General features: G+C 63.9%; 10 protein-coding genes. 7 read left to right on the forward strand and 3 right to left on the reverse strand.

Translation table 11 applies throughout. The features are described from left to right. Positions 1-225 precede the first annotated feature (225 nt). The 7 genes from G6N50_RS03630 to G6N50_RS03660 all read left to right on the forward strand — a co-directional run bounded on the left by G6N50_RS03630 (position 226) and on the right by G6N50_RS03660 (position 8,459). A complete protein-coding gene (locus tag G6N50_RS03630) occupies positions 226-1,224 on the forward strand; it encodes a sulfotransferase family protein (protein WP_083097530.1) in 999 nt (332 codons plus the stop codon). Positions 1,225-1,404: 180 nt separating this feature from the next. Then, on the forward strand, positions 1,405-2,469 hold the full coding sequence (locus tag G6N50_RS03635) for an NAD-dependent epimerase/dehydratase family protein (RefSeq protein WP_083097528.1): 1,065 nt from the start codon (positions 1,405-1,407) through the stop codon (positions 2,467-2,469). A 284-nt stretch (positions 2,470-2,753) separates the two neighbouring features. Continuing rightward, positions 2,754-3,560 (forward strand): TylF/MycF/NovP-related O-methyltransferase, encoded by an 807-nt coding sequence (locus G6N50_RS03640; protein ID WP_083097582.1) that lies wholly within the window; start codon positions 2,754-2,756, stop codon positions 3,558-3,560. A 120-nt stretch (positions 3,561-3,680) separates the two neighbouring features. Further along, positions 3,681-4,958 (forward strand): glycosyltransferase, encoded by a 1,278-nt coding sequence (locus G6N50_RS03645; protein ID WP_083097580.1) that lies wholly within the window; start codon positions 3,681-3,683, stop codon positions 4,956-4,958. Between the two features lie 394 nt (positions 4,959-5,352). Beyond that, entirely contained in the window at positions 5,353-6,642 is a 1,290-nt protein-coding gene (locus tag G6N50_RS03650) for a glycosyltransferase (protein WP_083097526.1), read from the forward strand. A 94-nt stretch (positions 6,643-6,736) separates the two neighbouring features. Continuing rightward, positions 6,737-7,543: a TylF/MycF/NovP-related O-methyltransferase gene (locus G6N50_RS03655; protein ID WP_083097524.1), complete on the forward strand. Its 807-nt coding sequence runs from the start codon at positions 6,737-6,739 to the stop codon at positions 7,541-7,543. Between the two features lie 112 nt (positions 7,544-7,655). Next, positions 7,656-8,459 (forward strand): class I SAM-dependent methyltransferase, encoded by an 804-nt coding sequence (locus G6N50_RS03660; protein ID WP_169926971.1) that lies wholly within the window; start codon positions 7,656-7,658, stop codon positions 8,457-8,459. Positions 8,460-8,486: 27 nt separating this feature from the next. On the opposite strand, the gene G6N50_RS03665 is transcribed toward G6N50_RS03660, so the two are convergent. From G6N50_RS03665 to G6N50_RS03675, 3 genes are all read right to left on the reverse strand, one after another. Continuing rightward, on the reverse strand, positions 8,487-9,743 hold the full coding sequence (locus tag G6N50_RS03665) for a glycosyltransferase (protein ID WP_083097520.1): 1,257 nt from the start codon (positions 9,741-9,743) through the stop codon (positions 8,487-8,489). 115 nt (positions 9,744-9,858) lie between these two features. Next, positions 9,859-10,389, reverse strand: coding sequence for an O-methyltransferase (locus G6N50_RS03670; RefSeq protein ID WP_232068874.1), 531 nt, complete (start codon positions 10,387-10,389; stop codon positions 9,859-9,861). Positions 10,390-10,532: 143 nt separating this feature from the next. Further along, on the reverse strand, positions 10,533-11,582 hold the full coding sequence (locus G6N50_RS03675) for a polysaccharide pyruvyl transferase family protein (protein ID WP_083097515.1): 1,050 nt from the start codon (positions 11,580-11,582) through the stop codon (positions 10,533-10,535).

An 11,582-nucleotide genomic window follows, 5' to 3' on the forward strand; every position in this document is an offset into this window, starting at 1 on the left:
ACCTGACTCCGCATGGGGAGTTCGGTTCAAGTATCTCCTCTTTCGCCAAAGATGTTGAGAGCGCTGAGATTCAGCCTCGGACTTCGCAGCGTACGTGAAGACGCTGGCTCCGGTGGATTGCTGCCCTCCCGTCGAGAGGCCTTGCAGCAAACCGGAACGGCATAGACAACAACCGAATTCCGGAAGTCGGCCAGGCGCACGACGAGTGAAAGGTGTGGATTCGCGATGAAATTGGCCCGCACGAGCAAACCAACCGAAGACACCGCCAGCTCCGTCGGCACTCGCCCGGTCGTGCTGTTCGTGCTGGGGCCGCAACGGTCCGGGACTTCGGCGCTCACCCGGGTTCTCTCGCTATCCGGAGGCACCCTCCCGGCTGGGCTGCTGGGCGCCGACGCGAACAATCCGCTCGGTTATTGGGAGCCGCGGGCAGCCATCTCGCTCAACGAAACGATCCTGCGCCGGCTCGGAACCAATTGGTACGACCCGTCATTGCGCTTTTTGGACAATGGTGCAGTCGCTCGCGACGAGAGCGAGGCGTGCACCGCGAAGATCGCCGCGTATTTGTCCAGTCTGCCTGCGGCGCCGCTCGTGGTGATCAAGGAGCCCAGGATCACCACGCTGTCTGACCTGTGGTTCAAAGCGGCACGTCAGGCTGGATTCGACGTCGCGTCGGTCATCGCGGTACGCCATCCGCAAGAGGTCATTTCGTCGATCGTGAAGTCCTGGCACGTCTCTCCCGCGCTCGCGAGTGCGTTGTGGTTGAAATGCAACATCCTCGCAGAACGAAACACTCGCGACGTGCCGCGCGTCTTCGTCGACTACGCGAACCTCCTCGATGACTGGCGTCGCGAAATGAAGCGAATTTCCACCGAGCTGCCGATCGAACTGGACACCCAGGACGAGGACGCCGTCGAAGCGTTCCTTACTCCCGGTCTGCATCGGCAGCGGCACTGCGGGCCGGTGACGGATCTCTTTGGCGCGGATTGGATCTCCCTGGTCTACGATGGGCTGCGCGAGGCAGCCCAGGACGACCCTCTCGACATTTCAACGCTGGACCGCGTTTTCGCGTCCTACCGCGCGAGTGAGCGGGATTTCCGCAAGGCTTTCGAGGACTTTCACGGTTTATCGAACAGCGTGCTCTTCCGCATCTTCCGGCCCGTCGTCGCTCGGCCGGTGATGGAGGCCATCGCAATGGCGCATCGGCACAAGGGGACTTGGGCCTAGTTCGCCGCGGGCCGCGGTCGCGCACGTCGTGCGGGTTCCGCGCGCCGGTCGAGCCGCTTCGCAGAATTCTCTGATGCCGCGGGAAGTCCCCGATATGATCGACCGGACCGCGCGGCGATGCGTGCCGGTCGCTTAAATCCGGAGTACACGAAAGAAAGGCGTCGATTCTTGTCAGCGTCCGTGCTCATCAGTGGTGGGGCAGGATTCATCGGGTCGGCGCTCTCACACCGTCTCGTCGAGAACGGCTACGACGTCGCCGTCATGGACGTCTTGCATCCGCAGGTGCACGGCGGGAATCGGCCGCTCGAGCTGCCGCCGGCCGTGCGGCTTTTCACCGGCGACGTCACGCATGCACCCGATTGGGACGCGGTGTTGCGGCTGTTCCGCCCTTCCCAGGTCGTGCATCTGGCGGCCGAGACCGGAACCGCACAATCGCTCTCCGAGGCGACCCGCCACGGTTCGGTGAACGTGGTGGGAACCACCCAGCTTCTCGACGCCTTGAGCCGCTCGGGAATCGTGCCCGAACAACTGGTCCTGGCGTCGTCCAGGGCGGTGTACGGCGAGGGCGCGTGGCAGTCCGGCGCGCAGGTTTTCTATCCGAAACCCCGCAGCCACGCGCAGCTCGTGGCGGGCGTGTGGGATCCGCAGGGACCGGCGGGCGGGCAGGCGGTGCCGCTGCCCAGCCGCGCCGACCGGACAGAGCCCCGGCCCACCAACGTCTACGCGGCGACCAAGCTCGCCCAGGAGCACCTGCTGGGCGCCTGGACGGCGGCGCACGACACCAACCTCAGCGTGCTGCGACTGCAGAATGTCTACGGCCCCGGCCAGTCCCTGACCAACTCGTATACCGGGATCGTCGCGCTGTTCGCGCGGTTGGCGCGTCAGGGGCTTGCGCTGGAGGTCTACGAGGACGGCCGGATCGTGCGCGACTTCGTCTACATCGACGCCGTCGTCGACGCGCTGTTCGCGGCCATCCAGCGGCCCGCAACCCAGCCGCGCTGCCTGGACATCGGGTCCGGAAACGCCACCACCATCCATGAGCTGGCCAACAAGATCGCCGCGATGTGTGACGCGCCCGAACCCGTCGTCGTCCCGAAATTCCGCGACGGCGACGTTCGCGCAGCGAGTTGCGACATCGAGCCGGCGCAAACCGAGCTCGGCTGGCATCCGAATTCCACGCTCGACGACGGTCTGGGCGCCCTACTCGAGTGGATCGGCGGGCAGGCCGAAGTGTCGGCCCGGTGAACGACGCGGGCCGTCCCGTCGTTGAACACGTCGTACGCCGTTGAAGCGTGGGGTCCCGCGAATTCGTTGGTAAAGATAACGCCCCGTTAAGCCTATGATGGGTGGCACTACTCGGGTAGGGCACGTATGAGGCACCGGTAGGAGCGGGGGGCACGCCAAGGAGGCCGGTCAGGCGAGTTAGTGGGACAAATGCGCGACGCATTGATGTCCCCGACGCTGTCGGGGACATCAATGCCAGTACTTCTCTGAACTAAGGGGCAGCTTTGACCGTCACCGATCGTGACATGCGATCACCATTTCTGGACACCCGATCCGCGTACCTCGAGTTACTACGACGCAACCTCACCCAATACGGCAGCGACGAGCTGATACCGGTTGGCTTGTACCGCCTGGGCCGTCCACTTTTCAAAACCCGCAACCTGATGCTTGTGCGCAAGCGTCCATTCAACAAAAACGCGCGTGACCTCGGCCTGGACTGGCCGGCGGATGCCTTGACGATGATCGGCATGCAGCGGCTGACCAGCTTGCAGCAGTGCGTGGAGACGATCCTGAAAGACGACGTCCCGGGTGATCTCGTCGAGTGCGGCGTGTGGCGGGGAGGGGCGTCCATCTTGATGCGCGCCGTGCTGTCCGCGTACGGCGACAAGACGCGGTCGGTGTGGCTGTGCGATTCGTTCGAAGGGGTGCCGCCACCGGATGCCGCGAACTACCAGGCGGACAAGGGCATCAACTTGCATCGTGCCGCCGGTGTTCTGGCAATTCCTCAGGCGCAAGTGAAAGCGAATTTCGAGCGGTATGGATTGCTCGACGATCAGGTTCGCTTTGTGCCCGGTTGGTTCAAGGACACCCTGCAGGACGCCCCGATCGAACGCATTTCCGTGCTGCGGCTGGACGGCGATCTCTACGAATCGACGATTCAGGCGCTCGATGCGCTCTATCCGCGGCTGTCGTCCGGCGGCTTTTGCATTGTCGACGACTATCACGCCATCGATGCATGTCGTCGGGCGGTGACGGACTACCGTACGCAACATGGGGTGACCGCAGAGATCCAGGAGATCGACGGCACCGGCGTGCTGTGGCGCAAGCCGTGAGGCGCACCCGCCTCTAGTTATGCAGTCGCGCAAACCGGTGCTGTGGAGATGCGTCGATATTTACAGTGATATCGGTGGTTCACCACCATGGAAGGCGCAACCGAAGGGCATGGATTCGCGATGAAATGTGTGCTGGCCAGCTATGGAACGCGCGGTGATATCGAGCCTTCCCTGGTTGTCGCACGCGAACTGCAACGCCGGGGCCATGACATGGTCATGGCCGTCCCGCCCGACTCGGTCAGCTTCACCGAGGCCGCCGGGCTGACGGCGGTGCCGTACGGGCTGGAATCGCAGGCCTGGCTCGACGTGTACCGCGACTTCTGGACGGCATTCTTCCGCGGGTTCTGGAAGATCCAGGAGATGCGCGGCATGTGGCGCGAGATGTGGGATCTCAGCGACCAGTGCTGGGCGCAGATGAACACCACGCTGCTGTCGCTGGCCGATGGAGCCGACCTGGTGTTCGCCGGCCAGAGCTACCAGGAGCCGGCCGCCAACGTCGCCGAGTACTACGACCTTCCGTTGGCCACCCTGCATCACGTTCCCATGCGGCCCAACGGCCAGGTCGTTTCGATCCTGCCAGCGCCACTGGCCCGCTCGGCGATGACGGGGTTCGACTGGTTCTGTTGGCGCCTGAATAAGAAGGTCGAAGACAGCCAGCGCCGAGAATTGGGGCTGCCGAAGGCGACGGGACCGTCACCGCGGCGGATCGCCGACCGCGGCTCGCTGGAAATTCAGGCCTACGACGAGGTTTGCTTTCCGGGTCTGGCGGCCGAGTGGGCGAGATGGGATGGCTTGCGGCCCTTTGTCGGCACGCTGACGATGGAGCTGACCACGGAAGCCGACGACGAAGTGATGTGGTGGATTCGCAGCGGAACACCGCCGATCTGCTTCGGTTTCGGCAGTATGCCGGTCGAATCTCCGGCCGAAACAGTCGAGATGATCAGCACGGCCTCCGCGCAGCTGGGCGAGCGGGCGTTGATTGCCGCCGGCCGCAGCGACTTCAGCGGCGTCCCCCTTGCCGATCACGTCAAGGTGGTGGGTCCGGTGAACTACGCGGCCATATTTCCCGTCTGCCGCGCGGTGGTTCACCACGGTGGCTCGGGCACCACGGCCGCGAGCCTGCGCGCCGGAGTTCCCACGCTGATCTTGTCGATGGACGCTAATCAGACAATCTGGGGTGCCCAGCTCAAACGGCTGAAAGTCGGTACCACACGGCGGTTTTCGGCAACCGACCGCGAATCACTGGTATCGGACCTGCGCCGGATCCTGGCCCCGGATTACGCTCAGCGCGCCCGCGAGATCGCGGCCCGGATGACCAAGCCGGCCGACAGCGTGGTCAAAGCAGCCGATGTCGTGGAGAACTTCGTCAACTCGCGCAGTCATACCCGATCCAGCTAGGTTCGCTATAACCATTGCGCAGGGAAAATAGCCGATTTAGTTATCGAATAGGGCATGCCGGCCGAGTTGCCGCTTTCGCAGACACGATTTCGATCGTCTGGCAGACTCACGTAAGATCAGCGACGACGCCTTGGAGTACAGCTATACCGAACCAGGGTTGTCATACTTATACGGTCGGGGGGAGGGCCGGTGAGGTTGGCTTTGTCGCCGCTGATAACACCGATGCACTCTTACGGGCAAGTTTGGCCTCGGGCTGCCAAATCCGTTGCGAAACAACTACAGAAGATGTCTCTGAGCAGATTGCAGCGCCAACGGCGAGCCGCGGATCACCGAGCGGAAACGCCGCGGCCAACGTTGTCGACGCCGTCGGAGATTGATTAAGGTAACACTCGCGATGAAATTTGCTGTGGCAAGCTATGGAACGCGTGGGGATATCGAACCTTGCCTCACCATCGGTCGTGAACTGATGCGCAGGGGTCATTCGGTACGCATGGCCGTTCCGCCCAATCTCGTCGAACTGGCCGAGTCGGCCGGCCTTCCGGCGATCGGCTATGGCCCAGACATGCACGACTTTTGGAGCGACGAATTCATCCGGGACTTCTGGAAAAATTTCCGCAAGGGACCGATCAGCTTGATGCGCGAAGCCTGGGAACCGGTGCTGCGGAACTGGCAGGAAATGAGCGCGGCACTGATGTCGGTGGGCGCGGGTGCCGATTTGCTGTTCACCGGCCAGCTTTACCAGGACTTGGCCATCAACGTCGCGGACTATTACGACATTCCGATGGCCACGCTGCATTACATCCCGATGCGCCCCAACGGCGAGCTGCTGCCCAGAGTGCCCGCGCCCCTGGTCCGCACCGGAATGTCGATATACGACTGGATGTGCTGGCGGATGAACAAGAAGGCCGAGGATCGGCAGCGCCGTGAGCTCGGCCTAGCGACCGCCACGGTTGCCTCACCGCGACGGATCGCCGAACGTGGCTCGCTGGAAATCCAGGCGTATGACGACGTGTGCTTCCCCGGTCTTGCTGACGAATGGAAGAAGAAGTGGGGCAGCCAGCGGCCGTTCGTGGGTTCCCTGACCATGGAACTGACCACGGACTGCGACGACGAGGTCTTGGCGTGGATCGCCCAGGGAACGCCGCCGATCTGTTTCGGTTTCGGCAGCATGCCGGTCGCCGAAACCCCCGCCGACACGGTCCGGATGATCGGCGCCGCCTGCGCGGAGTTGGGGGAGCGGGCGTTGATCTGCTCGGGCTGGAGCGACTTCACCGACGTCCCCCAGTTGGAACACGTCAAGGTCGTCGGCGTGGTCAACTACACGAAGATCTTCCCCTCCTGCCGTGCCGTCGTGCATCACGGCGGATCGGGCACCACGGCGGCAGGCCTGCGCGCCGGCGTTCCCACGCTGATCCTCTGGACGGCGGGCGATCAGCCGATGTGGGGGTCTCACGTCAAACACCTCAAGGTGGGCACGTCCCGGCGGTTCGCGGCCTCGACGCCCGAAACGCTGGTGTCGGATCTGCGGAAGATCCTCGCGCCGGAGTACCTCACTCGTGCGCGTGAGCTTTCCACCAGGATGAGCAAACCCGCCGAGAGCGCGGGTCACGCAGTCGATTTGCTGGAGGAGTTCGCCCGCGCGGGGCGATGCGTTCCCGGTTTTCCAGCAGAGCGCAGTCGCTGAGCCGGGGACGGATACACTGCGAAACGCTTTGACGGCGTCGATGGGAGTCTAGGCTCTCTAGCGGTACCACTGAGATGCGGAGTTAGGGGCAGTTTTGGCCGTGACCGATCACGACACGCGGTTTGCATACCTCGACCTGCTCCGGCGCGACCTCACCAGGTATGGCAGCGACGAGCTGGTGCCGGTGGGGTTGTACCGGCTGGGCCGTCCCCTCTTCAATACCCGCAACCTGATGCTCGTGCGGAAACGTCCGTTCAACAGGCAAGCTCGCGATCTCGGTCTGGACTGGCCGGCGGACGCCCTGACGATGATCGGCATGCAGCGGTTGACCAGTTTGCAGAACTGCGTGGAAAAGGTTCTGGAAGAGGACGTCCCCGGCGACCTGGTCGAGTGCGGTGTGTGGCGCGGTGGCGCCTCGATCCTGATGCGCGCCGTGCTGGCGGCCCACGGGGACGAGAAGCGGGCCGTGTGGCTGTGCGATTCCTTCGCCGGCGTGCCGCCCCCGGACACCGTCAATTACAAGGCGGACAAAGGGATTAGGCTGCACCGCCACGCGCGCATCCTGGGCGTGCCGCAGGAACATGTCAAGGCGAATTTCGAGCGCTACGGGTTGCTCGACGATCAGGTTCGTTTCCTCCCGGGGTGGTTCAAGGACACCCTGCAGGACGCCCCGATCGATCACATCTCGGTGTTGCGGCTGGACGGCGACCTTTATGAATCGACGATCCAGGCGCTCGACGCGCTCTACCCGCGGCTGTCACCCGGAGGGTTTTGCATCGTCGACGACTACCACGCGATCAAGGCGTGCGCGCAGGCCGTGACCGACTACCGCACACAACACGGCGTGACCGACGAGATCATCGAGATCGACGGCACCGGCGTGCTGTGGCGCAAGTCGTGAGATAGCTGAAACCCTAAGTGTCCGAAATGGTTTGCCCTCCTGGGAGGGATGGTCGAAACACGATCACGGCGCAACCATCGCGTTCTCCGCGGACGCTGTGTGCGCCGATGTTATGGTTGCCGCCGTGGCAACAGGGCTGACAACAGGCACTCGCCTCAGGATGTGGTGGGTGCGCACCGAATACTGGCTCGCGCGCACGCTGCTGCCGGACGTCTACGCCAACGACGCGCTGATCACGTTCAACAACTTTCACGGCTTCCTTGATGATCCCGATTTCCAGCGCGCCTACCAGCGGGGTGCCAAATCTTTGGGCAACGAGGATTGGTACCAGTGGCAGTGGCGCGTGCACGTCGGGCTGTGGGCTGCCGCGAGTGCCAGCCAGCTGGAGGGTGATTTCGTCGAGTGCGGTGTGAGTTACGGCTTTTTGAGCAGCGCCATCATGGAGTACCTGGACTGGGATCGCTTGGGCAAGACGTTCTACCTGCTCGACACGTTCGCCGGAATCGACCCGCGGTTCGTTACCGAGAACGAACGCAAGGCCGGCGCGCTGGAGACGAGCGAGGGGCACCTGCGCAACGGGATGTACGCCAACGGCGTTGACAGCGTCCGCGCCAATTTCGCGCAGTGGCAGAACAAGCGCATCATCGTAGGCGCGGTGCCGGAAACGCTCGAGCAGGTGGAGGCGCCGTCGGTGGCATACCTGCACATCGACATGAACTGCGCTCCTCCCGAAGTCGCTGCGCTGCGCTTCTTTTGGCCGCGCCTGACACCTGGGGCATTTGTGCTGCTGGACGACTATGCGAATCGGGGACGTGGCGAGCAACTCGCCGCCATGGACGAGGTCGCCCGCGAGCTGGGCGTGAAGATCTGCTCGCTGCCCACCGGGCAGGGCCTGCTGATCAAACCGGCGCGCTGATAGCCGCCGGCGACACGTAAACCCGCCTCAGTCAGCCACTTTGCGCCGGACTGCGGTTTCCAACAGGTCGGCGGTGCGCTCGATGGCTGCGGCGGGTTTGGTCATCCGAGCGGCGAACTCCCGGGCTTGGATGGCGTATTCCGGGGCGAGGATCTGGCGCAGGTCCGCGACCAGAGTTTTCTCGGAGGTGGCCGAAAAACGCCGGGCCGTACCCAATTTCAGCCGTTTGATCGCAGCGGCCCAATACGGTTGATCGGCCGAGCTCCACAGGGCCAGGGTCGGGATTCCCGCGCGCAGGCTTGCCGCCGTGGTGCCCGAACCACCGTGGTGAACGATCACCCGGCAGGCGGGAAAGATCGCCGCGTAGTTCACCACACCGACCGCTTTGACGTGGTCGAAACTCGGCACGTCGCTGAAGTCGGTGCCGCCGAAGCAAATTAGCGCCCGCTCGCCCAACTGTGCGCAGGCCGCGCCGATCATGTTGACCGTGTCGGCCGCAGATTCGAGCGCGATGCTGCCCGATCCGAAGCAAATCGGCGGTGTTCCCGAGGCGATCCACGATGCGACGTCCTCATCGGCGTTCGTCGGCAACTCCATGGTCAGCGCCCCGACGAACGGGCGCCGGTCACCCCAGCGAGCCCATTCGGCCGCCAGTCCGGGAAAGAAGATCTCGTCGTACGCCTGGATTTCCAGCGATCGGCGTTCGGCGATTCGTCGCTGCGAGCGATGCGTTGCCTTCGGCAGGCCGAGTTCACCGCGCTGTGCGTTGTCGACGTCCTTCGTCGCGCGCCAAAACAGCCATTCGATCGTCGTCATCGTGGAGCGCATCAGCGGCGCAGGCACACTCGGCACGAGCCGGCCGTTGGCGCGCATGGGGAAGTGATGCAGCGAGGCCAGAGGAATGCCGTAATACTCGGCGACGTTGGCCGCGGCCTGCTCGAAATTCAGGCCCGTGGAAAGCAGGTCGGCGTCGTCCGCCAGCGACTTCAAGGTGGCGCTCACGTCGCCCCAGTACTTGATCAGGGGATCCCAAACTTTGAGCACCAGCCCGACCGGATTGCGGAAGAAGTCCGTCCACATGTTGCGAAGGAATTCCTCGTGCAAGAACTCCTGGACTTTCGGCCCGTACGGAACGGCAGTCAGCCCGGCTGACTCGACGAAGCCGACGAGTTCGGGCGGGACGGCCATGCGAACTTCATGCCCCCGGCGCAGCAGTTCGAGGCCAACGGCAGCAGACGGTTCGATGTCGCCGCGAGTTCCGTAACTCGCCAGGGCAAACTTCATCAGGGTCCTAACCTACAGTCGCCGAGCGTTGGCGACGTCAAGGATATCGACCCTTATCGCCGGCCCTGGCCGCGGCACGGGGCCGATGCGCACAACGGCGCGGCGCCGGATGCCGCTAAGAGGCCAACTCGATGAGGCCCAATCGTTTTGACACCTCGACCGCCCCCACCAAGCCGGGCGCGGCACATATCTCCAGCCAGGCTTGACGCATACCGGGGTTGAAGTCGATGTCATCGAACAGCACCCACCCTCCCGGCGCCATTCGCGGCTTGAGGATCTGCCATTGCCGCGTCACGAAATCATGGGTGTGGATGCCGTCCACCAGGGCCACGTCGATCGGGGCGGGAATGTCGTCCACGTGGTCTTCGAAGGCACCCCGGGTCAGCGTGTAGCGGTCGGTGACGGAACTGATGTTTCGTTCCGCGATGTCGGCCCAGGCCGGGTTGATCTCGAACGAATACATCCGGCCCCGCCGAAGCGCCGAGGACAAGTACATCCCGGACACCCCGAACGCCGATCCGAACTCCACCACGACCCCGGGGTCGTGCCACCCCACCAGGTAGGCGTACAGGTCGCCCTGCCACGACGCGGCCCGGACCTGTTTGGGTTTCCGGGTGGCACCCGGCTGGCCGTAGGCCTCAGCCAAGGGCAGGGCACCAATCTTGTTTGTTGACAGCGCCGATGATTCGATCTCGGCTTTGCGCGCCGCGGGTGGTAATCGTCGGGGGAGGTCCGCGATGCGGCCGCCGCGTTTGACCCAATTGATTTTCAACGCTTTTCGTAGCGGCATCACGACGCGAGACCCAACTCCGCTGCGAGAGCGCCGTACTCGTTGTGAAGGCGTTGTTTCAGGCCCGCGACCGCGGCGCGCTTCCTGCGTCGGATGTCCGATGAGTTCGCGATCGCGTCGAGTACCCGGTCGACCACGGCGGCGCTACTGACTTCATCGGTTCGAATCAGTGACCGTTCATCATCGATAGCGAGCGCGAAGTCCCGGCACTTCGGTTGATACTCAAGCGAAACGACAGGTGTATCGGACAGAGACGCCAAAACGCTCGCGTGAAGTCGCGTGACGATGGCCGCAGAACAGCGGGCCAGTTCTCTCGCGGCAGCACCGGCGTCGGTCGGGACCACCAGCTGTGCGCCCGGAATATCTCGCAGCGCCAGTTCGGTCCAGCGTCTGTCTTCCGGATTCATCAGTATCCCGACGAGGCGGTAGCCGTGCGATGACAGGTGCTTGGCGGCGACGGCTATCTCGTCCGCCAGCTGCACCGGGTCGTGTCCCCAAAGGTCGTCGCCGAAGCCGAGATTCACTCCGATCAGGCCGTCTTCGGGAGTGACGTCGGGTCGGGGGAGAAGCAGCGCCGGGTCGCCGGATACCTCGACGTTCAGCCCGATATCGCACAACAGCTCAGCGCTTCGCGGCCCCCGCACGGACACGGTACGGAATTTGGAGAGTATCGGCGCCCAGCGCTGGAGCTCGTTTTTGCCCGAGCCGCTATTGCGTCCGCCGAAGACCGGATCTTCGACGCCAACACCGATCGCGTAGCTCCCCTTGTCTTTGGTGAGCGCCAAACCGCGATTGACCAGCAGCCGCCACTGGCTCCGTCCGACGAGCGTGCCGCCACCCACGACTTGCCGGCTGCGCCGCAGCGATCGGTTCAAACCCATTGCGGCCGTTGCGGTTGCATACATCAACTGGTGCGGAAGGCGCGGTAGATCGAGGAAGGTCGCCCCGACCAGCTGGCCCCGAACCGCGTCATAGATCGCGTCGTCGCCGAGATTGCCCAGCCCGTGCCAGCCGAGGTAAGCGACCGTCGGATCTTTGGTGGCGGTCAT

The sequence above is a fragment of the Mycobacterium mantenii genome (assembly GCF_010731775.1).
In the GTDB taxonomy this organism is placed as follows: Bacteria; Actinomycetota; Actinomycetes; order Mycobacteriales; family Mycobacteriaceae; genus Mycobacterium; species Mycobacterium mantenii.

Coding starts and splice junctions, on each gene's coding strand:
- G6N50_RS03630 (WP_083097530.1), top strand. CDS start 226: ATGAAATTGGCCCGCACGAGCAAACCAACCGAAGACACCGCCAGCTCC.
- G6N50_RS03640 (WP_083097582.1), top strand. CDS start 2,754: ATGCGATCACCATTTCTGGACACCCGATCCGCGTACCTCGAGTTACTA.
- G6N50_RS03675 (WP_083097515.1), bottom strand. CDS start 11,582: ATGACCGCCACCAAAGATCCGACGGTCGCTTACCTCGGCTGGCACGGG.
- G6N50_RS03645 (WP_083097580.1), top strand. CDS start 3,681: ATGAAATGTGTGCTGGCCAGCTATGGAACGCGCGGTGATATCGAGCCT.
- G6N50_RS03665 (WP_083097520.1), bottom strand. CDS start 9,743: ATGAAGTTTGCCCTGGCGAGTTACGGAACTCGCGGCGACATCGAACCG.
- G6N50_RS03660 (WP_169926971.1), top strand. CDS start 7,656: ATGGTTGCCGCCGTGGCAACAGGGCTGACAACAGGCACTCGCCTCAGG.
- G6N50_RS03650 (WP_083097526.1), top strand. CDS start 5,353: ATGAAATTTGCTGTGGCAAGCTATGGAACGCGTGGGGATATCGAACCT.